This is a genomic window from Mesorhizobium sp. B2-3-12 (assembly GCF_006442205.1).
Classification (GTDB): Bacteria; Pseudomonadota; Alphaproteobacteria; order Rhizobiales; family Rhizobiaceae; genus Mesorhizobium.
The window spans coordinates 14012-38016 of sequence record NZ_VFVR01000004.1; the positions used below are offsets into that span (position 1 = coordinate 14012).

The window sequence follows — 24005 nt, forward strand, 5'->3', positions numbered from 1 at the left end:
GCACCAGATCGTACATTGTTTATGGAAACCATGCGTGATATCGGGCAGACTGTGTGTCAATTTGGGGAGCCCGGCCTTGGCCGAAACAGACGATTTCAAGGCAAAACCACCTGCGGGGATCGACGCTATCGGAGCCTCGAGCGAGGGCGCCTCCCTTTACGAACTGATAAGGGAAGACATCATCGAGGGACGGCTCGCCGCCAATGAACGGCTTGTCGTCACCGATCTCGCCCGCCGCCACGGCACTTCGACCAACCCCGTGCGCGAGGCCCTCCAGCTGTTGCGGGGCGAGGGGTTCGTCATCTTCTCGCCCAACCGCGGCGCGCGCGTGAGACCCATCGATCAGGATTTCGTCCGCGATATCTACGAGATCGGCGTTCTGATCGAGCCGGCTCTGACGCGATGGTTCGTGGGTATGGCTACCGGCGAGGACATCGCCGAACTGGAACGTATCCAAGGCCTGATTGAAGAGAACAATTTCGCCGACACGCTCAGGCACAGCGAGTTGGATACCGCTTTTCACACCGTGATGTACCAGCGGCATTATAACCGCCATGCCGCCGAGCTCTGGTGGAAGCATCGCGAAGTGCTGCGGGCGGTGAGCCGGCGTTTCAATTTCACGCTGGCGCGGCGTGCCGCGATCATTCGCGAGCACCGCGAACTCATCGCGCTTATCAAAGCGGGGGAGGCGGACAAGGCGGCCGAACTCATTGCCCGCCATGTCGAGGGTTCCGGCCGGCATGTTCTCGAACAGATGCGTGCGCGCAACGCCGCTCGGGCCGGATAAGACGGGCCCAGTCAGAATGGCCCGCCCATTCCAGACAAAGGAGTTGAGATGAAAATCACGAGCGTTCGGCCGTGGCTGATCAAATCCGGTGCTTCGTACTGGGGGGAATTCCTGTTCGTCGAGGTGACGACCGACGAAGGCGTGAGCGGCTGGGGGGAGATCACCACGACCACCAAGCTCGCCAACCGCGCCCTCTGCACGATCCTTCGGCAGATCGGAGCTGCGGTGACAGGCGAGGATCCGGCGCGCATCGAGTATCTCTGGCACAAGATCTTCCGCGGCTTCACCTATATGGGCAGTCGTGGCGCCGCGGTCGAATGCGTGAGCGCGATCGACATAGCCCTCTGGGACATCAGGGGCAAAGTCCTCGGCAAGCCGATCCACGAGCTGTTGGGCGGGCCGGTCCGCGATGAAATCGCGCTCTATACCCACCCCAACCAGGCCAAATTCACCAGCAAGGAGGCTGTGGTGCGCGAAATCCTGGACATCGTCGAGTCCGGACACACCGCGCTCAAGTTCGATCCTTTTCCCCACCAGGGTCGCTACGCCGACGGCGTGTCGCGTGAACAGCGGGACGGCTATCTCGAGGGCGGCATGGCCCGCAAGGACGAGCGCGAGGCGGCCGAACTCACGGCTCTGATCCGCGAAACGGCGGGCCCGGATGTCGACATCCTCATCGACGCGCATGGCCGTTTCGACGTGCCCACAGCCATTCGGCTCTGTCGCAGCCTCGAGGAAGCCGGCCAGATCGACTGGTTCGAGGAGCCCTGCCCGCCAGAGAGCCTCAACGCCCTCAAGCAGGTGCGCGAGAAGGTCAGTGCCGCTATCTCGTGGGGCGAGCGCGGCCACACGAAGTGGGATTTCGTGCCGGTCCTCGAGAACAAGCTCGCCGACTACATCATGCCCGACGTCACCTGGACCGGCGGGATCACCGAACTCAAGAAGATTTCCGCTCTGTGCGAAGCTTACTACATCCCGGTCTCACCCCATGATGCCGCGGGGCCGATAAACGTGGTTGCGGGAGCACAGGTGATGATGACCGTTCCCAACTTCTACAAGCTCGAAACGTCGGAGTGGAATTTGGGCAAGTACGATCATCTTATCGACAGGCCGCTCGACGTTTCGAACGGCAGCCTGAAGCTGTCGTCGAGGCCGGGTCTCGGCATCGAGATGAACCGCGATTACCTGCAAGCCCATGAGATCGAACTGGGCTAGCAGCATCATCGGCAGTATGCGGGCGACAGGTCCGCCGACCAGAACGAGGATCAATCATGCCAAAGACGGATGGAGCCGACGAGGCCCTCAACCGGGTCAGCACCAACTCGAAGCCGTCCGAGCTTCGCATCACCGACATGCGGGTGGCCGAAATCGTCGGCGCGCCGTTCACCTCGGCGCTGCTCAAGATCTACACCAACCAGGGCATCGTCGGGCTTGGCGAGGTGCGCGATGGCGCAAGCGCCACCTACGCGCTGATGCTGAAGAGCCGGCTGCTTGGCGAGAACCCTTGCGACATCGACCGCCTGTTTCGCCGGATCAAGCAGTTCGGTGGGCACGGCCGGCAAGGCGGCGGCGTTTCGGCGGTCGAGATCGCCCTCTGGGATCTCGCCGGCAAGGCCTATGGCGTCCCCATCTACCAGATGCTTGGAGGACGGTTCCGCGACAAGGTGCGGGTCTATTGCGATACCGACGCCGAGAAACCGAGCGGCACCGAAACCGGCAAGCGCCTCAAGCAGCGCATGGACCGGGGTTTCACCTTCCTCAAGATGGACCTGGGCTTGATGCAGATCGCCCATGTCCCGGGCGCCGTGGCCGCGCCGGCCGGCGCGCTCGAAGGGTTTCATGCCAATCCGCGCGGCCGTGGCGGCACGCTCGAGGAACGCAAGGCCCGCAATCTCGCCTACGATGCGCAGAACGTGCAGCACCCGTTCACGGGCCTGCATTTCACCGAAAAGGGGATCGATCTGCTCGAACAGTACATCCACGAGGTTCGCGAGGTGATCGGATACGAGATCCCGCTCGCCATCGACCATGTCGGCCACATTTCGCTGCAGGATGGCATACGTCTGTCGCGCCGTATCGAGAAATACGTTCCGGCCTGGCTGGAGGACGTGATCCCCTGGCAATACACCGAGCAGTACCGGCAATTGCAGCAGGCTACCACGGTGCCGATCTGCACCGGCGAGGACATCTACCTCAAGGAAGGCTTCGAGCCGCTGCTCAAGAGCGGCGGCCTCTCGGTCATCCACCCGGACCTGCTCACCAGCGGGGGCATTCTCGAGACCAAGAAGATCGGCGATATGGCGCAGGATCACGGTGTCGCCATGGCGATCCATATGGCCGAAAGTCCGATCGCCGCGATGGCCGCCGCGCACGTCGCCACCGCGACCGAGAACTTCCTGGCGCTCGAATACCACTCCGCCGATGTCGACTGGTGGGACGATATCGTCACCGGCCTTCCCAAGCCGCTCGTCAAGGACGGCTTCATCACCGTGCCCGACAAGCCGGGGCTGGGCATAGACGATGTGGTCGACGAGGTGATCAGCCAGCATCTGCAGCCTGGTGTCACCGGGATATGGCAATCCACCGAGCATTGGGGCAATGAATACAGCTGGGACCGGACCTGGAGTTAGCCCAGACCTCTGCCCTCATTCCCCAGGCTAACAGGGCCAACGACCGACCATTCGTGTCGACCTCTCCGAAGGGAGAGGCGAAGAAAGAAACGGACGAAACCATGATCTACGAACTGCGTATCTACGACTGCCTGCCGGGCAGGCTGCCGGCTTTGCTCAAGCGCTTTTCCGAGCAAACGCTGGCCATCTGGGAGAGGCATGGCATCCGCCAAGCCGGGTTTTTCACCACGGCGATCGGCGAAAACAGCAATCGCCTCACCTATTTCCTGGCCTGGGAATCGCTGGCCGAGCGTGAAGCGAAATGGACGGCTTTCGTCACCGATCCGACATGGCACAGGGCCCGGGACGAGTCCGAGCGCGACGGGCAGATCGTCGCCAATATCAGCAGCCAGCTGCTCACGCCGACAGCTTTCTCGTCCGTGAAATAGGACTGCGCCATGAAGATCACCGACCTTCGCTGTGCCGTCATCGGCAAGCATCCCATCGTTCGCGTCGTAACCGACGAGGGCCTCTACGGCCTGGGAGAAGTCGAGTTCACCAAGACCTATCTCAAGCCTTGGGTGCTGCATTTCCGCGAGGCGCTGATCGGCGAGGATCCGACCGACGTCGAGCGGGTGGTGCTGAAGATCCGCCAGCGCGGCTCGTTCAAGCCGTATGGCGCGGCGGTCAGTGCAATCGAGCATGCGCTTTGGGACATTGCCGGCAAGGCCGCGGGCGTGCCGGTATACAAACTCCTCGGCGGCAAGGTGCGCGACAAGGTGCGCGTCTATAACGGCTCGATCCGCCAGAAACGCACGGGTGACCGGCCGGAGGACTACGCCGCCGACGTCAAATGGATGATGGAGCAGCCGCAGAACTTCTTCATGGTCAAGCAGGGGATTTCGTTCCATTCCAACATGAAGGACACCGTCGAGGACTTCCATTACGGCGTGACGCAGAAGAAGGCCGGCTATCACGGCGCCATGGATCAGGGCATGATCAGCGAGCGCGGTTTCAACCACATGCTCGACTGCGTGATCGCGATGAAGGAAGTGCTGGGCGACAAGGTCAGCCTGGCCCTCGACTGCGGCCCGGGCTGGATGCTGCCCGACGCGATCAAGTTCGCCCGCGCGGTCGAGAAGTACAATTTGATGTGGCTCGAGGACATGCTGACCGGCGACTATGTGCCGTGGGTCAATCCGCAGGCCTACCGGGAACTGACCACCTCGACCTCGACGCCGATTCATACCGGCGAGCAGATCTACCTCCGGCACAATTTCAAGGAACTGATCGAGACGCAGGCGGTGCGCGTCATCGGCCCCGATCCTGCCGACATCGGCGGTATCGCCGAGCTCAAATGGGTCGCCGAGCACGCCTATATGCATTCGATCCTGATGGCGCCGCACGGCACCGCGAACGGCCTGCTGGGCCTCGGCGCGCTGATCAATGTCTGCGCGACCTTGCCCGCCAACTACGTGGCGTTCGAATATCCCAGTGCTTCCGACCCCTGGTGGGAGGAACTGGTGATCGGTTTGCCGCCACGGATCGTCACGGACAGCATGGTGGACCTGCTGGAAGCGCCAGGGCTGGGCCTCGATATCGATGCCGAAGCGGCCAGGAAGTATCTCGCGGCGGAGGACGCGGGCTTCTTCGACTGAACCCACTCTTCGAGCGATAGCCGTGCTTGACCTTCGGGCATCGTCATCGCGGTGTCGCGTGGCGCCGCTCTCGACTCGATCCCGGGAGACACTTCGAACCATCGCTGAACATTCTGCTACGTTCGCCGGGGAATGGCCTCCGCGAAGAAATCGGTCACTTGGCGGACGCGGGCCGGAACGAAACGGCGTTTCGGCCAGACGAGACTTATATCCCTGACATCGCCCATAAATCCATCGAGGATGGTAACGACGTCGCGGTGGCTGAGTTCGTCAGCAAGAGAAACCTTGGCGAACAGGCCAATTCCAACGCCGGCCAGAACAGCAGCCCGGATGGTTTCGACACTGTTAGACCAGAGGTTCCCCCGAACCGGCACGCTGAATCGACCTTCTTGCCCCACGAACGGCCAATTCGCCGCCTCCGTCAGGCCGCCATACAAAAGGCAATTGTGCTCAACGAGCTCCGCCGGGGTCTTTGGGGTTCCATGGCGCTCGAAATAGCGGCGGGATCCGACGCAGACGAGGGGAGTGATCGCCACGCGCCTGACAACCGCGTCGGGTTCGGTGACAGGTCCAAGTCGTATCGCCAGGTCGATCCGGTCTTCCACCATATCTCGCACGATATCCGAGAGAACGAGATCCACCTGAAGGCCAGGGTTGAGCGACAACAGGTCGGGGATGAGCGGCAAAACATGAAGACGGCCAAAAGTGCCAGATACGGCGATCCTGATTAGACCCGAAACACCCAACGCGCTGCTGGTCAGTTCGCTATCGGCGTCCTGCATCTCGTCAACAAGCGGCTTTGTCCGATCATAGTATCTCCGCCCTTGATCCGTAAGGGTCACCCGGCGTGTGCTCCTGTTGAACAGCCTCACGCCCAGGCGCTTTTCCAACGCAGCGATGGCTTTACTGACGGCGGATTGTGAGTCCCCGGTTATGCGGGCCGCGGCGGAAAAACCGCCTGCTTCAACCACGGCTATGAAGGCGCTCAGTTCGTTGAACCGGTCCATCCCATTCCTCCTGGGAATTAATGTTATGGCAATTTAGGCCATTATCTCCGGTTCGAACATCACCCAAATACAGGTTTCTCCGCAACCAAAGGAAGGGTGTCATGAATATCGAACTTACTGGCCGCGCGGCGGTCGTTACTGGGTCCACGGCAGGTATCGGCCGAGCCATTGCGGAAGGGTTGGCGCGCGCCGGTGCCGCGGTCGTGATCAACGGCCGCCGCGAGGACAGGGTCGCCGCAACGCTTGGTGAGTTGCGCAAGCTTTTCCCAAAGGGTGAGTTCACCGGCGTTACCGCCGATCTTGCGACCCCGGAAGGCGCGGCGGAGTTGTTCGCGCGGGCGCCGGATGCGGACATTCTCGTCAACAATGTGGGCACGGGGCGCCCGAAGCCGTTCTTCGAAATTGGCGACGGCGAGTGGATCGATCTTTTCGAGCTGAACGTCATGAGCGGCATTCGCGCCGCCCGTCACTATGTGCCGAACATGACGAAGCGCGGCTGGGGGCGTGTCGTCTTCATCAGCAGCGAGTCCGCGCTCGCAATACCCAAGGACATGATCGACTATGCCATGACCAAAACGGCTCAGCTCGCCATTGCGAGGGGCTTGGCCGAGGAGGTCGGCGGAACGGGCGTCACCGTCAATTCGGTTCTCCCTGGTCCGACGAATTCGGAAATCATGAGTGGTTGGATGAAGGCGGCCGCGAAAGAGCAAGGCATTACACAACAGGAAGCCGAGCAGCAGTTCTTGAAGACGTTGCGCCCGACATCGCTCCTCAATCGCTTTGCGACGACTGAGGAAGTCGCGAACTTGGTCGTCTATGTCTGCTCGGAGCAGGCATCCGGGACAACCGGCACTTCCTTGCGTGTCGACGGTGGTGTCGTTCGGACAATCGCATAGGGCGCCACGCCTTCAAAGGCCGGCGGCGGCGGCCTTCCGGGCCTTATCGCAACCGGCGCGAGGGCCACACGACCGACGGCGACGGACCACTGACTTCGACCGCGTCTTGGCGGTAGACCCGGTCGCGTCGAAGTGAAAGCGAACGGCGCATCCAAAAATGCGCCGGTCGGCAAGTGTGTCAGCTATGCCGGATCTCGGTCCCCAGAACCTTCAGGCACTCGCGTATGAAGGCGGCCAGGGCTGTCCAGCCCTTGGCCGACACCATCGTTCCGTCGACATAGGCCTCCGTCGGCGAGAGGTCGACATAAGTGCCTCCGGCCAGCGTCACTTCGGGTTCGCAAGCAGCGAGCGCGCCGACCTTCTTGCCGCGCACGACGCCGTCCACGGCAATCAGGATCTGAACCCCATGGCAGATCGTGAAAATCGGCTTCTGGGTATCGTGGAAGTGGCGCACCATGGCTTGCACCCGCTTGTCGGTGCGGATGTATTCCGGGCCGCGGCCGCCGGCGCAATAGACGGCGTGGTATTGATCGAGCTGCTTTTCCGCCTCCGCGAACGTCTTGTTGATCACCTGAAAATGGCCGAGCTTTTCGGTGTAGGTCTGGTCGCCCTCGAAGTCGTGCAGCGAGGTCTTGATGAGGTCTCCGGCCTTCTTGTCCGGGCAGACCACGTGGACGGTGTGGCCGACGGCTTCCATAGCCTGCTGGTAGACGAAGATCTCGTACTCCTCGGTGAACTCGCCGGTGAGCATCAATATTTTCTTGCCTGACATAGTCGGTTCCTCCGTCGTGTGAAAAGGGCGGGGCGAACCCATGCTGCGCCCCGCATTGGCTTTGTCCGTCCTCGGAATTGAGAGTTGGGGACGTGGTATTCCTCGGTGCTGTGTTTGGTGGTCAGCGGCGCGGACATCGGTTTCGCCTCAATCGAAGGCCGGCAGCAGGCGATCGCGCGAGTGCTCGATGTGGGCGCGCATTGCTTTCGCGGCGGCATCGGGATCGGCCGCGCCGAACGCGGCGAGGATTGCCTCGTGCTCGTCCAGCGCCTCCTCGGTCACGCGGGAGTGGTACATCAGGCGGAATATGTGGAAGTGGGTGTGTTGATAACCCAGCGTCTCGCGAATGAGTTCGTTTTCGGCGTATTCCATGATCTTGTCGTGGAAAATCGCGTCCTGGCGGGCGAAGTTTGAATAGCGCAGGCGCTCGTCCTTGCCTTCGCGGCGCGACATCACGCCTGCCGCCTCGAGCAGTGTGCCGAGTTTGGCCTCGTCCATCGCCGCGGCGGCCTTCGCCGCGCCGTGCGGTTCGAGCAGGAGACGCATTTCGTACAATTCGTCGAAACGGCGCCGGGTGATCTGCGGTGCGGCGCGGTATCCAATCAGATGCGTCTTCAGAACCAGGCCTTCGCCTTCGAGACGCCCAAGCGCCTCGCGGATCGGCGTATGGGAAACGTCGAATTCCTTGACCAGGTTGTCGACGGTGATGCGTGAACCGGGCGCGATCTTCAGCGACATCAGCTGCGCGAAGATGGCCTCGTAAACGTCCTCGGAAAGGCTGCTCGCGCGCTGGATGCGACCCGCTCCCGTGGGCGTCTCACCATTATTGCTCAAACTGACAGGTTGCATCTTTCGCCTCTCGACAGGGGACTGCTAACACGAGGGTTTGACCGATGCAATACTATATCCTATACGATTTTATCGGCGCCGCTCAGTTCGGACCTTCGGTGCGGATTTGCAATGCGAGTTTTCGACACCCCCAAGGATGCAGCCTGCCATGAGCCTTCTCACAGCCCTCCGGCTCCCCCGCGAAATTCTGTTCGGAAAGGGGCAGCGTCATGCACTGCCGGCCGTGGCCGGTCGCCTTGGCCGACGCGCCCTGGTCTGCACCGACGAGCGTTTCGCCGGCACGCCCGTGTTCGCTGAAATCATGGAATCCCTCCAGGCCGCGTCCATCGACGTGATGGTTCACGACGGTGTCCTCCCGGACGTGCCGCGCGACTCGGTGGCGGCCGGCGTCGAGGAAGCGAGAGGCTTCGAGCCCGACATGGTGATCGGCATCGGTGGCGGCAGCTGTCTCGATTTCGCCAAATGCGCCGCCTTGCTGATCAGCCACGGTGGCGAGCTGAAGGATTATTACGGCGAGTTCAAAGTCCCCGGACCGACGCTGCCGCTGATTGCCGTGCCGACCACGGCCGGTACAGGATCGGAGGTGACGCCCGTCGCGGTGATATCCGATCCGGACCGGACGCTCAAAGTCGGCATATCAAGCCCCCATCTCATTGCCGCAATTGCCATCTGCGACCCCGAACTGACGATGAGCTGTCCGCCGGGCCTGACCGCGATTGCCGGTGCCGACGCGCTCACCCATGCGATCGAGGCCTTCACGGCCATGCGCCGGGACGGAGACTTCAGCCTGCCGCAGCGCCACGTTTTCATCGGCAAGACGCCGTTGACCGATCATTTCGCGCTGCTGGCCGTCAAACTTCTCGGCCGTAGTCTGGAGAAGGCGTGCACCGACGGCGGCGACGCCGAGGCGCGTGCCGACGTGATGATGGGAGCGCTGGCCGCGGGTTGCGCGTTCGGCACCGCCGGCACGGCGGCGGCGCATGCGGTGCAATACCCGGCCGGCGCGCTGACACACACGCCGCACGGGCTGGGGGTGGCGACAATGATGCCTTATGTCATGAGCTATAACAGCCGTGTGGCCGCGGCGGAAATCGCCGAGATAGGGATCGCCCTTGGCCTTGAGCCGAACGGCCGCGGTGCCGACGAAATGGCGCGCGCGACCATCGAGGAGATCAGGCGCTTGTTTGCGGCGATCGGGATAACCCCGACGTTGGCCGGGCTGGGACTTCCGGCCGACAGGCTCGACTGGACCGCCGAGCAGGCGCTCGGCATCGATCGCCTGATCAAGAACAACCCGCGCCCATTCGACCTCGCCGCCATGCGCCGCCTTGTGCAGGCGGCCTATGACGGCGATCTCACCGCTTGCGCCATGTGAACGTCAGGAACAAGACGATGAACCTTCCCTACAATGCCTTCCATCTCGATCAGGATCCCTACGATGTGCGGGGTTTCTCGCACCGGCTCTACATTGGCGGACAATGGCTGCCGTCTTCCGACGGCGGGCTCATCGAGGTTACCGATCCATCCTCCGGTGCGGTGATCGCGGCGGTTCCGGATGCGACCCTGGAGGACGCCGCCGCCGCCGTCGAGGCCGCCGCCAAGGCCGCCAAGGCCTGGCGTGAGACCGCGCCACGCAAGCGCTCGGAGGTACTCAGGCGCTGTTTCGAACTGATGGTCGAGCGGTCGGAGACGCTTGCCATGCTGATTTCGCTGGAGAACGGCAAGGCCCTGCGCGACGCGCGCGGCGAGGTCGCTTACGCAGCCGAATTCTTTCGCTGGAACGCCGAGGAAGCCGTTCGCATCACTGGCGAGTTTGGCACCGCTCCATCCGGTACCAACCGGATCGTGGTCGACTACCAGCCGATCGGCATCTGCGTCCTCATCACGCCTTGGAATTTCCCAGCCGCGATGGCGACACGCAAGATCGCGCCGGCCCTCGCGGCAGGCTGCACGGTCATTCTGAAGCCGGCAAGCGAGACCCCGCTGACCGCCTACGCACTCGCCGCGCTCTACAGCGAAGCCGGCGTGCCGGACGGTGTCGTCAATGTGCTGACAACGTCGGCACCTGGGCTCCTGACGTCGGCCATGCTGGCCGATCCGCGCGTCAGGAAGCTCTCCTTTACCGGTTCGACCGGCGTCGGCCGCACCTTGCTCGCCGAAGCCGCCAAACATGTGATTTCCTGTTCCATGGAGCTTGGCGGCAATGCACCCTTCATTGTCTTCGACGATGCCGATCTCGATGCGGCCCTCGACGGCGCCATGATCGCCAAGATGCGCAATGCCGGCGAAGCCTGTACGGCCGCCAACCGCATCTACGTTCAGTCGGGCATCCACGATGCGTTCGCCGACGGCCTGTCCCGGCGCATGGCCGCGCTCAAGATCGGCGCCGGCACCAAGGCGGACACCGAATGTGGGCCTATGATCACCAAGAAGGCGGTCGACAAGATCGACCGGCTGGTCAGGGACGCGGTCAACCGGGGGGCCAAGGTACTGTGCGGGGGCTCGGTGCTTGAAGAAGATGGCTTTTTCTATCCTCCGACGGTCCTGTCCGAAGTCTCGCCGGACGCCGATATGGCGCATGAGGAAATCTTCGGCCCGGTGGCGCCCATCACCCGCTTCGAAAGCGAGGCGCAGGCCATCCTCCATGCCAACAATACCGAATACGGCCTCGCCGCCTATCTCTACACGCGTGATGTGGCGCGCGGCATGCGGGTGGCCTCGGAGATCGAGGCCGGCATGATCGGCCTCAACCGCGGATTGATGTCGGATCCCGCCGCGCCCTTTGGCGGAGTCAAGCAGAGTGGCCTCGGGCGGGAAGGGGGCCAGCACCACGGCATTGCCGAATTCATGGAGGCCAAATACATCGCTGTAACCTTCTGAGTGGACTCCATGTCGAAAGATCCTTTTCGCACCCGCGACCACGTTGCCGATTTCGATGACATCGTGGCCGATATCGTTGCCCGCAGCACTACGACGCGGACTTCGTTGCCCATGCTGGCGGATGTCGCCTATGGGCCGCACGAGGCCGAACGCCTCGACCTGTTCTTTCCGGAAGGGCCGCGTCACGACCTCGCGGTGCACGTCTTCATCCATGGCGGCTATTGGCGCATGTTCACCAGAAGCGATTATTCCTACGTTGCCGAAACGGTAACGGGCGCCGGGGCAATCGCGGTCGTGATCGACTATGCGCTGATGCCTGACGTCAGGATGGCGGCGATCGTCGACCAGATCCGGCGCGCGAGGCAATGGGTGCGGGATAATATCGCCAGCCATGGCGGCGATCCCGGTCGGCTAAGCGTCAGCGGCCATTCCGCCGGGGCGCATCTGGCGACTTTTTTGTTCAACGAGGGTTCGGCATATCCGCCCTCGGCGGCACTTCTGCTCGGCGGGCTGTATGATCTGAAGCCCCTTCAGCATTCCTTCCTCGAGCCTTTGATAGGTCTCACCGACACGGAAGTTGAGGCATTTTCGCCGATGAGCAAGGTCCACTCGTCGCAAACAAAGGTAGCGGTATTGGTCGGCGAACGGGAAACGGAACCGTTTCACCTGCAGGCCAGATTGTTTGCCGATCGCCTGACGGAGCAGGGTCTGACAGCCTCGAGGGGCATCGTCGGGGGGCGCAATCATATGGATAGCGTCCGAGATTTGGGGCAGCGCGGGACAATCGCGGGCGACTGGCTTCGCCAGCTCATCCTGGCCGGATGAACTCGACCCGAGTCGGCCTACCTGCTCCTGCCTGCCTGAAAGTTCCCGCGGTTTGCGCATGAGCAGGCCCATGCCGAGCACCAGCCTCTTCCTTGGCTTGTTGACGACCTCATCCTTGAGCACCTGCTGCCCAGCGCATGAAATATATTTCACTATTTGAATTATATTGACACTACGCGCCGGGGCTGTAATGTCCCGATCGTCGGCTTTCGGAGGAAGGCCGGCTTCATCAAATCCATACGGCAGCGCTCGCAGGCGCCTGCGACGGTCATTGAGGATGGCTTCGGCCAAGGGAGGAAACTTGCGCAAATTTCTGAGCACGCTCGCAATCGCGGCGGCTGCATCGACCTGCTTTGGGCCGATGCTGGCACGCGCCGAAACCGCCAACCCGTTCAAATGCGAGCCGGGTGAAAAATACGTCATGAACGTCATGGTTTCGGGTGTCGAATATTGGTTCCCGGTCTATGAAATGTTCAAGCAGGCCGGCCAGCAGTTCGGCTGCGAGACCGCCTATACCGGCACGCCCGAATATGACGTCAACAAGCAGATCGCCAGCTTCGACCAGGCGCTGGCACAGAAGCCCGCCGGCATATTGGTGCATCCGATGAACTCCGATCCGTTCATCGAACCGATCAACCGCGCCATCGAACAGGGCACCGCCGTGGTGACCTTCGCCGCCGACTCGCCGAATTCCAAGCGGGTCTCCTACATCACCTCCGACAACAATGCCGAGGGCACCTATGCCGCCGACGCCGTTGCCAAGGCGATGGACGGCAAGGGCGAATATGCCGTGCTGGAGAACCCTGGCCAGGACAATCACGACAAGCGCGTCAACGCCTTTGTCGCCCGTATGGAAGCCAAATGGCCCGAGATGAAGCTCGTCGGCCGCGCCGCTTCGAACCAGGATCCGACCAAGGCCTATCAGGCCGTTCTGAGCCTGGCCCAGGCGCATCCTGACCTTGGTGCCGTGTTCATGCCGGAAGCAAATTCGGCCATCGGCGCCGCCCAGGCCGCCAAGGAAGGGGGTGGCAAGATCCGCGTCATGCTCGCCGACGTCAACGCCAAGATCCTCGACATGATCAAGGCCGGCGAGATCTTCGGATCGGTCAATCCAAACCAGGGCATGCAGGGCTATATGGGCTTCATGCTGTTGTGGATGGCCAAGCATCCCGGCCTGATCGACCCGATGAACGACGCCAAAAGCTCGGGCTTCAACCCCATGAGCGTGCCCTTCGTCGACAATGGCTTCTCCATTGTCTCCAAGGACAATGCGGATGACTTCTACTGGGACAAATACCTGAAGCGTCGCGGTACCAAGGGCATCGAGGAATAGTCTCGATTTCCCTCTCCGATCCTCGCGGGTCGGGCCAAACCGGGAAGGAGGCTTCTGCCTCCTTCCTCCCCGCAAGCGTCCATTGCAGGAGCATGGCGTGACCCACGCGCCCATTCTTGAAATCCGTGGCCTGTCCAAGGCGTTTGGCCCTGTCAAGGCGCTGAGCGACGTACAGTTCACGCTGCGACGCGGCGAAATCCACGCGCTGTGCGGCGAGAATGGTGCTGGCAAGTCGACGTTGATGAATATGATCGCCGGTGTGCTGCAGCCCGATGAGGGCGACATACTGATCGATGGCGAGCGTGTTTCGATCCACTCGCCCGCCGCCGCCCAGCGCCTCGGTATCGCGCTCGTTCATCAGGAGATCGCGCTCTGTCAGGACGCGACGGTCGCCGAAAATATCTACATGGCGGCGATCAACGTCCGGCGCGCGCCGCTGATGAATTTCCAGAAGCTCCACGCCGATGCCCAGAAGGTCATGGACCTGCTTGCGCCCATTCCGGTGCGCACCAGGGTCGCGGATCTTTCCATTTCCAACCAGCAGCTCGTCGAGATCGCCAAGGCGCTGACGCTCGACTGCAAGGTGCTGATGCTCGACGAGCCCACGGCGGCACTGACCGAGAGCGAAGCGCGCCGCCTGTTTTCGATCGTGCGCGGCCTCAAGGAGCGCGGCATCTCGGTGGTCTATATCAGCCACCGCATGGCGGAAATCTTCTCGCTATGCGACCGCATCACCGTCTTCCGCGATGGCCGCTACGTGGCCACCGACCCGATCGCCGCCGTTTCGCCCGATGACGTGGTGCGCAAGATGGTCGGCCGCGAAATCACCCAGCTCTATCCCGACAAGCTGGCACCGCAAGAGCCAGGGCGGGTGATCCTGTCCGTAAAGGGGCTATCCGACGGCCGCCGCTTCACGGATGTCGATCTCGAGCTGCGCGCTGGTGAAATTCTGGGCATGGGCGGCCTGATCGGCGCCGGCCGCAGCGAGATCGCGCAAACGATCTGCGGCCTGCGGCCAATGACGTCAGGAACCGTCGCGCTCGATGGAAAGCAGCTGCGTCCGCGCGGCTATGGCGATGCGGTCAAGGTGGGGCTGGTCTATCTCTCGGAGGATCGCAAAGGCTCCGGCGTGTTCCTCGATCTGCCGATCGCGGCGAACATCTCGGCGCTCGACCTCGCCAGGCTGACCGGCTCGCTCGGCCTGCTCGACCGCAAGGCCGAGGATCGCCAGGCGCGGGAGTTGACCGGCAGGCTCGGCGTACGGATGGCCGGCATCGAGGCCGCCGTCTCGACACTGAGCGGCGGCAACCAGCAAAAGGTCGCCATCGCCAAGCAGCTGTCCGTCAGTCCCAAGGTCATCATCATGGACGAGCCGACACGCGGCATCGATGTCGGCGCCAAGGTCGAAATCCACCGGCTGCTGCGCCAACTTGCCGGCAGCGGTGTCGGCGTCGTCGTCATCTCGTCGGAACTGCCGGAGCTGATCGGCCTGTGCGACCGCGTCATGGTTGTGCGCGAAGGCAGGATCGCCGGCGAACTCGCCGCCGACGAACTCGGCGAGGAAGCCATCATCATGCTCGCCTCGGGCGTCCAGGACAGTTCAGATCAAAGGCAGGCCCAGAATGTCGCCTAGGGAATCGGGGGAAGCGCTCGTGCATGCCGAGATCAAGGCCGCCGGTGATGTGCGGCGCATCAATTTCGCCCGCCTCGCATCGATGCGCGAGGCCGGGCTGATCGTCATCATCCTGGCGCTGTGCATTGCCATGAGCTTTGCCTCGCCGCACTTCCTGACATGGGGCAATTTCCGCGCCATGCTGATGAGCTTTTCCATCGAAGGCATCGTCGTCGTCGGCATGACCATCCTGCTCATCGTTGGCGGTATCGACCTGTCGGTTGGCTCGGTCGTGTGCTTCTCGATGGTGGTCTCCGGCGCGCTGTTCCTCGCTGGACTCGATCCCTGGACGGCAAGCCTGATCGGCATTGGCGTCAGCGCGCTGATCGGCGCGGCGATGGGCTTCTTCGTCACGGTGATAGGCCTCAATCATTTCATCACGTCGCTCGCGGCCATGGTCATCGTGCGCGGCATGTGCCTGATCGTTACCAAGGGCACGCCGCTGTCGCTGTTCACGCTGCCGTCTTCGTTCAAGGCGATCGGCCAAGGCAGCTTCAACGGCTTGCCCTATGTCATCATCATCTTTGTCGTCGTGGTGGCGATCTTCGACTTCCTGCTGCGCCGCGCCACCGCCTTCCGCAAGGTCTTCTACACCGGCTCCAACGAGAAGGCCGCGCAGTTCTCCGGCATCCGGACCAACCAGGTGAAGTTCTGGGTCACGGTGCTGTGCTCGACGCTGGCCGGGCTGGCCGGCGTCATCTACATGGCGCGCTTCGGCGCGGCGACGCCGACCTTCGGCGCTGGCATGGAACTCAACATCATCGCCGCGGCCGTCATCGGCGGCGCCTCGCTCAACGGCGGCTCCGGCACCATCTTCGGGGCGATCCTCGGCATGGCGCTGCTCTCGGTGGTGACCAGCTCGCTCATCCTGCTCGATGTATCGGTCTATTGGCAGGACATGATCAAGGGATGCATCCTGCTCGCAGCCGTATCGATCGATCACTTCCTGCACCGCAAGAAGTCCTGAACTTCAAAGGCACCGAACAAGGCCATGGCCCCTCCCAACACCCGCGATGACATCGCCGCTGTCCGCCAGATGCACCAGGCGCTTGTCCTGCATTATGTCGAAGGCAAGACCCAGGCCGAGATCGCCGTCGAACTCGGAATCTCGCACGCCACCGTCAACCGGCTCATCAAGCGCGGCCACCAGCTCGGTCTTGTCGAAATCAAGATCAAGTCACCGATCGACCATCTGGTCGAGCTGGAGGCGCGGCTGGTGGCGCTGGGCGGCATCGAGCGGGCGGTGGTGGTGCCGTCCGTCTCCGAAAATCCGCACACGGCCCTGCAGCGGGTCGGCGAGGCGGCGGCTGGGCTGCTGCTCGACACCATCAAGGATGGCGACACCATTTCGATCACGGGTGGCAAAGGTGTCAGCGCGCTGGTCGCGGGTCTCAAGCCGGGACGCCGATACGATGTCGAGATCATCCCCGCCACGGGACTGGTGCAGGGCAAGCACTATACCGACGTCAATCACGTCGCCTCGCTGATGGCCGACAAGCTTGGCGGTCGTGCCTTCCAGATCCATGCGCCGCTGTTTGCCGATACCGCGCAGCAGCGCGAGATGTTGATGGGGATCAGCTCCGTCGCCGCCGTCTTTCGCAAGGCGCGCGAGGCCGATGTGGCGGTGGTGGGTGTCGGCTCCATCCTGACCGACGATTCGAGCTATTACGATCTGCATCCGTCCTCGAATGCCGACCGCCGGGCGATCGAGAAATCCGGGGCGACGGGCGAGCTGCTCGCCCATCTCATCGATCGCCGGGGCAAGCTCTGCAACTACTCGCTCAACCGTTCGCTGGTCTCGCTGACCCTCGACGAGTTCGCCAGCATCCCGCGCTCGATCGGCATCGCGAGCGGACCCAGCAAGGTCGCACCGATCCTCGCCGCCATGCGCGGCAACCATCTAGACACCATCGTCACGGACGAGGCCTCCGGGCTCCAGATCCTCGAGTTGGCGAAACAGGAGGCAGCATGAATTCTCGACAGATCCAGCGACAGATCGGCACGTCAGGCATATCGGCGTCGGCCGTAGGCCTGGGCACATGGGCGATTGGCGGATGGATGTGGGGCGGCACCGACGAGCAGGAATCGGTGCGCGCTATCGAAGCCTCGATCGACGCCGGCCTCAGCCTGATCGACACCGCACCGGCCTACGGCCTTGGCCGCAGCGAGGCGATCGTCGGGGCCGCCATCAAGGGCAAGCGCGATAAGGTCGTGATCGCGACGAAGTGCGGACTGAACTGGCATTCCGGCAAGGGCGGCCATTTCTTCGACCAGGATGGCAAGCCGGTGCATCGCTACCTCGGCGCCGATGGCATCGCCTATGAAGTCGAGCAGAGTCTGCGGCGTCTCGGCACGGATCATATCGACCTCTACATCACCCATTGGCAGGACCCGACGACACCGATCGCCGAAACGATGACGGTGCTGGAGAGACTGAAGGCGGCCGGCAAGATCCGCGCCATAGGTGCCAGCAATGTCAGTGCCGACGACCTCGGTCACTACATCGCCGCCGGCCAGCTCGATGCGATCCAGGAACGCTACTCGATGATCGACCGCGAAATCGAGAGCAGCCTGCTGCCGATCACGCGCCGCCATGACATCGCCACCCTCAGCTACTCGTCGCTGGCGCTGGGCCTGCTCACCGGCACGGTCGACGCGGCGCGCGCATTCGGCGGAGATGACCAGCGCAAGGACAATCCGCGCTTCTCAACGGCCAACCGGCAGAAGGTGGCAAGGCTGAAAGCGGCCATCGCCCCGATAGCCGCCCAACACCAGGCTTCGATGGCTCAGATCGTCATCGCCTGGACGCTCGCCCAACCGGGCATCACCTTCGCCCTGTGCGGCGCGCGCAATCCTGCGCAAGCGCTCGACAATGCGCTGGCCGCGGAGATCACGCTTGCGGCAAGCGAGCTCCAGGCAATCGACGCCGCGGTCGCCGCGCATCTCACCGCGATGGATGCCTGAGCAAAAAAAGGCAGCAGCCCCGATGAACCGTAGCCAAATAACAGCCGGTCTGCGCGACCGGCCAGACATTGCCGTGCTCGTCATCGGTGGCGGCATCAACGGCATCAGTGTCTTTCGCGAACTGGCTTTGCAAGGTGTCGATGTCGTGCTGGCGGAAAAGGGCGACTCTTGCGGCGGCGCCAGCGCCGCGCTTTCGCGCATGGTGCATGGCGGCCTGCGCTATCTCGAGAACGGTGAGTTCAAGCTGGTGCGTGAATCGCTTCTGGAACGCGATCGGCTGCTGAGGAACGCGCCGCACTATGTCGCCCCCTTGCCGACGATGGTGCCGATCTTCGATATCTTCTCCGGTCTCGCCAATGGCGCGGTGCGGTTCCTCGGCTTGACGCGGCGGCCGAGCCGGCGCGGCGCGCTCGTCATCAAGACTGGACTTGCCATGTATGACCTGTTCACCTCCGGGCGGCGTTTGATGCAGACGCACAGCTTCAGGGGACGCACCGAGACGTTGAAGACCTGGCCGGCGATCAACCCGGCGATCCGCAATTCGGCGACCTATTACGACGCCTGGGTCAGCCGACCCGAACGCCTCGGCCTGGAGATGCTGCTGGAGGCCACGGTAAGCGGCGCGCGCGCTCTGAACTATGCGAAAGTGTCGTCGAGCGGCGAGGGGCTCGCCATCACCGACACGCTGACGGGCGAGCGATTGCCGGTGCGGCCGCGGCTGATCGTCAACGCCACGGGCGGCTGGATCGACCTCACCAACCAGGCGATCGGGGCGTCGGCTCCCAGGATGATGGGCGGTACCAAGGGCTCGCACCTCATCGTCGACAATGCCGAACTCCATGCCGCGCTTGGCGGACATATGGTCTACTACGAAAACGAGGACGGGCGCATCTGCATCCTGTTTCCCTATCTCGGCAAGGTGCTGATCGGCTCGACCGATATCAGGGTCGACGACCCGGACCAAGTTCGCTGCGAGGAAGACGAGCAGCGCTACATCCTGCAGTCGCTTGCCTTTGTCTTCCCCTCCATCAAGATCGGCGAAAACCAGATCGTGTTCCGCTTCGCCGGCGTGCGCCCCTTGCCCGCCAGCGACGACAGCTTCACCGGCCGCATACCGCGCGATCATTTTTGCGAGTTCGTCGAGGCGATCGGGCATCTGCCGGCCACGCTCTGCATGATCGGTGGCAAGTGGACGACGTTTCGTTCGTTCGGAGCATTGGCGGCTGACAGTGTGCTGGAGCGACTGAGGCTCGAACGCAGTGTGGGTACGGAGGATATGGCCATTGGCGGCGGCCGCGACTTCCCGGTCGATCCGGAGCGCTGGTGCGCGTCGTTCGCGCTTGAATACGGCCTGTCGGTCGAGCGCGCACGAATGCTTCTGCAGCGCTACGGCACGTCGGCCCGGAAGGTCGTTGCGCATCCGGCGGGCGAACAGATGCTGCCGCGGTCCGATTACTCGGCGGGCGAAATCCGGCAGATCATCGAGCATGAGCAGGTCGAATGCCTTGCCGACTTGTTCCTGCGCCGCACCACCATCGCCATTTCGGGCGGCCTGAGCTTCGACCTTATCAACGCCGTTCTCGACATGCTGGCGGCCCACAAAGGCTGGAACGCCAGCGAGGCCGCCGCCGAATGCTCGACCTTCCTCGCCTTGCTGGCCGACCGGCACGGCATCGACCTCCAGACGCATCAAAGGAGCGCCCTATGCGCGTGAACAAGAAAGTCCGCATGAACCGGCTGTTCGGTGGTGGCCGCTGCCTCGACGTTGCCATCGATCATGGTGTCTGCAACGAACCGGGCTTCCTTGCCGGGCTCGAGGACGTGGCCGCCGTCGTCGATCATCTGGTCAAGGCCGGGCCTGATGCCATCCAGATGAACTATGGCCAGGCCGACCTGCTGCAGGACGTCCCGGGCAAGGACAAGCCGGCGCTGGTCATGCGCATCGACATGGGTAATCCCTACAACAAAACGCGCCACCGGGCGATGTGGGCGGTGCTGCAGAACGAGGCCGAGCCGTTGCTTGGCGCCATCGAGATGGATGCGGCCTGCGTGGTCGTCAATTTGTTCATGTTGCCCGACGAGCCGGACCTGTTCAGGCAATGCGTGCAGAACATCGCCCGGGTGCGCGCCGATTGCGAGAAGTACGGCCTGCCGTTGATGATCGAACCGTTGGCCATGCTGCCGGTCGCCGAGCATGGCGGCTACATGGTCGACGGCGACGCCGAAAAGATCGTTACCCTGACCCGGCTGGCCCGCGAGATGGGCGCCGATATCATCAAGGCCGACCCGACCACCGATCCCAACGATTTCCACCGTGTGGTCGAGGCCGCACGCTGCCCGGTATTGGTGCGCGGCGGCGGCAAGGAGGATTTGCGCGCCGTGTTCGACAAATCGGCGGCACTGATGGCGCAGGGCGCCCTTGGCATGGTCTATGGCCGCAACATCTACCAGCATGCCAATCCGAGCGCGGTCGTGCGCGGGCTGATGGCGATCATTCACGACGACGCCGATGGCGCCGCCGCCTGGGACCTGTACAAACAGGCATAGGCCGGCAGGAGGAGCCAATGGGGAAATACATTCTCGGCCTCGATGCCGGCAACACCGTCATCAAGGCCATTCTCTTCGATCTCTCGGGGCGCGAACTGGCGCAGTCCGCACGCGACGGCCGCTCATCCATGCCGAAGCCCGGCCATGTCGAGCGCGATCTCGACGAGCTGTGGCGCAACGCGGTTGCGGTCATCGGCCATTGCATCGCCGAGGCCGGCGTCGACGCCGGCGAGGTCGCCGCCGTCGGTTGTGCCGGTCACGGCAATGGGCTCTACGCGCTCGATCGCGAGGGCGCGCCGCTGATCGGCATCCAGTCGCTCGACACGCGCGCCGTCGGCATCGTTGCCGAATGGGCGGAGCGGCATGTCGGCGACCGCACCTATGTCCACTGCCTGCAACGGCCGTGGGCAGCACAGACGCCGACCCTGCTTGCCTGGCTCAAGCGCTTTTCACCGGCGCTGTTCGCAAGGATCGGCACGGTCTTCCTGTGCAAGGATTTCGTCGTCAACCGCCTGACCGGCGTGCGCGGCAGCGACACATCCGACATGTCGGGCTGCGGCCTGCTGCGGATGCTGGACCGCCGCTATGAGCCGGATCTGCTTGCCGCCTACGGGCTTGACGATTGCATGGAGCGGCTGCCCCCGGTGCTGGAATCCGCCGATATCGCCGGCCATGTCACGGAGGAGGTGGCGGCTCTGACGGGCCTGCACGCCGGTCGTGGCCGGGTTGTTCGACGTCGTCGCCAGCGCCGTCGGTTCCGGCGTGACCAGGACAGGTGCCGCCTCGGTCATCGCCGGCACCTGGAGCATCAACCAGGTCATCACCGACAAGCCGATCCGCGACCCTTCGATCTTCATGCTGTCGACCTTCGATCGTGAGCGTTATCTGGCGATCGAATCCAGCGCGACCTCGGCCGCCAATCTCGAATGGATCGTGCGCGAATTCCTCGAGCATGGCGGCGAGGCCGGCAAGTCGCCGTTCGAATCGTGCAGCGAACTCGTCGCGTCCGTCGACCCCGACGGCGATATCCCGATCTATCATCCCTTTCTTTACGGCTCGCAGCAGAATGGCCACGCACGCGCCGGTTTCTATGGCATTGCCGGCTGGCACGGCCGCGCGCATTTGCTGCGCGCGCTGTTCGAGGGGGTTGCCTTCGAACACAAGCGCCATGTCGAGACGCTGCACAAGGCGGGTGCCGATTTCGACGAGGTGGTGCTGTCCGGCGGCGGCTCGCGCAGCTGGATCTGGGCGCAGATCTTCGCCGATGTGCTCGGCGTGCCCGTTACCGTGGCGCGCAGCCGCGAGACCGGAGCGCTGGGGGCGGCGATCGCGGCGGGCACCGGCGTCGGCATCTTCGCGGATTACAGCGCCGGCGCCGCCGCCATGACGGCGGCGGCCCGCCACTTCGTCCCCAACGCGGCGGTTGCCGAGGCGTACGCACGGCGGTATCAGCTCTACAGCGAGATCAACAGCGCGATGGTGCCGCTATGGGAGCGCTTCGCCGGACTGCAGGCCCGCCCGTGACCGAAACTTTGCCCTCTTCGTTCGGCAGTTACGACTACGTCATCGTTGGCGCTGGCTCGGCCGGCTGCGTGCTCGCCAACCGGCTTTCGGCCGACCCGCGCAACCGGGTCCTGCTCATCGAGGCCGGTGGCAGCGACCGCTATCACTGGGTCGATATCCCGATCGGTTACCTCTTTTGCATGGGCAATCCACGCACCGACTGGATGATGAAGACCGAGCCGGAGGCCGGCCTCAACGGACGCAGCCTCAATTATCCGCGCGGCAAGGTGCTCGGCGGCTGTTCGTCGATCAACGGCATGATTTACATGCGCGGCCAGGCCGCCGACTATGACGGATGGCGCCAGGCCGGCAATGCCGGTTGGGGCTGGGACGATGTCCTGCCCTACTTCCTCAAGTCGGAGGACTACCATGGCGGCAAGGGCGCCATGCATGGCAGCGGCGGCGAATGGCGGGTCGAACGGCAACGCCTGTCATGGCCGATCCTCGACGCGTTCCGCGACGCCGCCGAGGAACTCGGCATTCCCCGCATCGACGATTTCAACACCGGCACCAATGAAGGCTCGGGCTATTTCGAGGTCAACCAGCGGCGGGGCGTGCGCTGGAATACATCGAAGGCGTTTTTGCGCGGCATCGCGGCGCGCAAGAACCTGCGCATCGTGACCGGAGCCGACACGGAACGGCTCGAATTCGAGGGCCGGCGCGTCACCGGACTGATCTTCCGCCAAGGCGACAGTCTGCACAGGGTCGGCGCCGGACAAACGATCCTTGCAGCGGGTGCCATCAACTCACCCAAGATCCTCGAACTCTCCGGCGTCGGCCGTCCCGACCTGCTTTCGGGCATTGGCATCGATGTTCATCATGCCTTGCCTGGTGTTGGCGAAAACCTGCAGGACCATCTGCAGATCCGCACGGTCTTCAAGGTCTCGAATGCCGCCACGCTCAACCAGCGCTACCACAATCTGGCCAGCCGCGCGTCGATGGGGCTGGAATATGCGTTGAAGCGCAGCGGGCCGTTGTCGATGGCGCCGAGCCAGCTCGGCATCTTCGCCAGGAGCGATCCGCGCCTCGCGACACCCGATCTCGAATATCACGTGCAGCCGCTGAGCACCGACCGGCTGGGCGAACCGCTGCATCGCTTTCCCGCGGTCACCGTCTCAGTCTGCAATCTGCGTCCGGAAAGCCGGGGCAGCGTGCATATGGGATCGCCCGATCCGCGCTTGGCGACGAAGATCCGGCCGAACTATCTCTCCACGGACGGAGATCGCGGCGTCGCCATCGCGTCGCTGCGCCATGTCCGCGGTTTGATGAAGGCAAAGGCGGTGGCCCGCTTCGCGCCCGAGGAGATGCTGCCCGGCACGCAATATGACAGCGACGAAGACCTCATCCGCAAGGCCGGCGATATCGGTACGACGATCTTCCACCCCGTCGGCACTTGCAAGATGGGTTTCGACACGATGGCGGTGGTCGACGATCGGCTGCGTGTTCACGGGCTTGCCGGACTGCGCGTGGTCGATGCCTCGATCATGCCGACGATCGTCTCGGGCAACACCAACTCTCCGGTCGTGATGATCGCCGAGAAGGCCGCGGAGATGATCCTGCTGGATTCGCGCCAGTAATGTTCTGGCGACGTTGGGTGCGCCGCGCCCGGCTTGCCGGTCGATGGGCGGCTGTCGTCGATCGGT

Annotated in this window: 20 protein-coding genes and 1 pseudogene; 18 read left to right on the forward strand and 3 right to left on the reverse strand. The window is 63.3% G+C overall.

The annotated features are described in order from the left end of the window. The first annotated feature begins 76 nt into the window (after positions 1-76). The 5 genes from FJ948_RS13465 to FJ948_RS13485 all read left to right on the forward strand — a co-directional run bounded on the left by FJ948_RS13465 (position 77) and on the right by FJ948_RS13485 (position 5054). On the forward strand, positions 77-787 hold the full coding sequence (locus FJ948_RS13465) for a GntR family transcriptional regulator (protein ID WP_140705108.1): 711 nt from the start codon (positions 77-79) through the stop codon (positions 785-787). 48 nt (positions 788-835) lie between these two features. Next, positions 836-2002, forward strand: coding sequence for a mandelate racemase/muconate lactonizing enzyme family protein (locus FJ948_RS13470; RefSeq protein ID WP_140705110.1), 1167 nt, complete (start codon positions 836-838; stop codon positions 2000-2002). 56 nt (positions 2003-2058) lie between these two features. Beyond that, the gene (locus FJ948_RS13475; RefSeq protein ID WP_140705112.1) at positions 2059-3417 is read left to right on the forward strand and encodes a mandelate racemase/muconate lactonizing enzyme family protein; all 1359 of its coding nucleotides are present in this window, start codon (positions 2059-2061) and stop codon (positions 3415-3417) included. A 101-nt stretch (positions 3418-3518) separates the two neighbouring features. Then, complete coding sequence (locus tag FJ948_RS13480) at positions 3519-3845, forward strand: NIPSNAP family protein (RefSeq protein ID WP_140705114.1); 327 nt, start codon at positions 3519-3521, stop codon at positions 3843-3845. 9 nt (positions 3846-3854) lie between these two features. Further along, positions 3855-5054, forward strand: coding sequence for a mandelate racemase/muconate lactonizing enzyme family protein (locus FJ948_RS13485; protein ID WP_140705116.1), 1200 nt, complete (start codon positions 3855-3857; stop codon positions 5052-5054). Positions 5055-5170: 116 nt separating this feature from the next. On the opposite strand, the gene FJ948_RS13490 is transcribed toward FJ948_RS13485, so the two are convergent. After that, complete coding sequence (locus FJ948_RS13490) at positions 5171-6061, reverse strand: LysR family transcriptional regulator (protein WP_140705118.1); 891 nt, start codon at positions 6059-6061, stop codon at positions 5171-5173. A gap of 101 nt (positions 6062-6162) precedes the next feature. On the opposite strand from FJ948_RS13490, the gene FJ948_RS13495 reads away from it, so the two are divergent. Then, the gene (locus tag FJ948_RS13495) at positions 6163-6957 is read left to right on the forward strand and encodes an SDR family oxidoreductase (RefSeq protein WP_140705120.1); all 795 of its coding nucleotides are present in this window, start codon (positions 6163-6165) and stop codon (positions 6955-6957) included. 178 nt (positions 6958-7135) lie between these two features. Here FJ948_RS13495 and FJ948_RS13500 read toward each other — a convergent pair whose 3' ends face one another. After that, positions 7136-7729, reverse strand: a complete 594-nt coding sequence (locus FJ948_RS13500; protein WP_140705122.1) for a DJ-1/PfpI family protein — start codon at positions 7727-7729, stop codon at positions 7136-7138. 147 nt (positions 7730-7876) lie between these two features. Then, positions 7877-8578, reverse strand: a complete 702-nt coding sequence (locus FJ948_RS13505) for a GntR family transcriptional regulator (protein WP_140705124.1) — start codon at positions 8576-8578, stop codon at positions 7877-7879. Between the two features lie 148 nt (positions 8579-8726). Here FJ948_RS13505 and FJ948_RS13510 point away from each other — a divergent pair, with 148 nt between their 5' ends. From FJ948_RS13510 to FJ948_RS13565, 12 genes and pseudogenes are all read left to right on the forward strand, one after another. Continuing rightward, the gene (locus FJ948_RS13510; RefSeq protein ID WP_140705888.1) at positions 8727-9953 is read left to right on the forward strand and encodes an iron-containing alcohol dehydrogenase; all 1227 of its coding nucleotides are present in this window, start codon (positions 8727-8729) and stop codon (positions 9951-9953) included. 17 nt (positions 9954-9970) lie between these two features. Then, positions 9971-11458 (forward strand): NAD-dependent succinate-semialdehyde dehydrogenase, encoded by a 1488-nt coding sequence (locus tag FJ948_RS13515; protein ID WP_140705126.1) that lies wholly within the window; start codon positions 9971-9973, stop codon positions 11456-11458. 9 nt (positions 11459-11467) lie between these two features. Next, positions 11468-12283 carry an alpha/beta hydrolase gene (locus tag FJ948_RS13520; RefSeq protein ID WP_140705128.1) on the forward strand — a complete coding sequence of 272 codons (816 nt, stop codon included), beginning with the start codon at positions 11468-11470 and terminating at the stop codon, positions 12281-12283. A 301-nt stretch (positions 12284-12584) separates the two neighbouring features. After that, positions 12585-13616 (forward strand): substrate-binding domain-containing protein, encoded by a 1032-nt coding sequence (locus FJ948_RS13525; RefSeq protein ID WP_140705130.1) that lies wholly within the window; start codon positions 12585-12587, stop codon positions 13614-13616. Between the two features lie 97 nt (positions 13617-13713). Next, positions 13714-15249 (forward strand): sugar ABC transporter ATP-binding protein, encoded by a 1536-nt coding sequence (locus FJ948_RS13530; RefSeq protein ID WP_140705132.1) that lies wholly within the window; start codon positions 13714-13716, stop codon positions 15247-15249. Positions 15250-15268: 19 nt separating this feature from the next. Next, positions 15269-16255, forward strand: coding sequence for an ABC transporter permease (locus tag FJ948_RS13535; protein WP_140705890.1), 987 nt, complete (start codon positions 15269-15271; stop codon positions 16253-16255). 24 nt (positions 16256-16279) lie between these two features. Then, a complete protein-coding gene (locus FJ948_RS13540) occupies positions 16280-17260 on the forward strand; it encodes a sugar-binding transcriptional regulator (protein WP_140705134.1) in 981 nt (326 codons plus the stop codon). Beyond that, a complete protein-coding gene (locus FJ948_RS13545) occupies positions 17257-18252 on the forward strand; it encodes an aldo/keto reductase (RefSeq protein WP_140705136.1) in 996 nt (331 codons plus the stop codon). Before FJ948_RS13540 ends, FJ948_RS13545 begins: the two co-directional genes overlap by 4 nt. 22 nt (positions 18253-18274) lie before the next feature. Beyond that, positions 18275-19966, forward strand: a complete 1692-nt coding sequence (locus tag FJ948_RS13550) for a glycerol-3-phosphate dehydrogenase/oxidase (RefSeq protein WP_140705138.1) — start codon at positions 18275-18277, stop codon at positions 19964-19966. 14 nt (positions 19967-19980) lie between these two features. Next, positions 19981-20799 carry an aldolase gene (locus FJ948_RS13555; protein ID WP_181173678.1) on the forward strand — a complete coding sequence of 273 codons (819 nt, stop codon included), beginning with the start codon at positions 19981-19983 and terminating at the stop codon, positions 20797-20799. A 17-nt stretch (positions 20800-20816) separates the two neighbouring features. Further along, positions 20817-22323 (forward strand): annotated as a pseudogene (locus tag FJ948_RS13560) (FGGY-family carbohydrate kinase). After that, complete coding sequence (locus FJ948_RS13565; RefSeq protein WP_246677514.1) at positions 22287-23939, forward strand: GMC family oxidoreductase; 1653 nt, start codon at positions 22287-22289, stop codon at positions 23937-23939. Before FJ948_RS13560 ends, FJ948_RS13565 begins: the two are co-directional and overlap by 37 nt. Positions 23940-24005 lie beyond the last annotated feature (66 nt).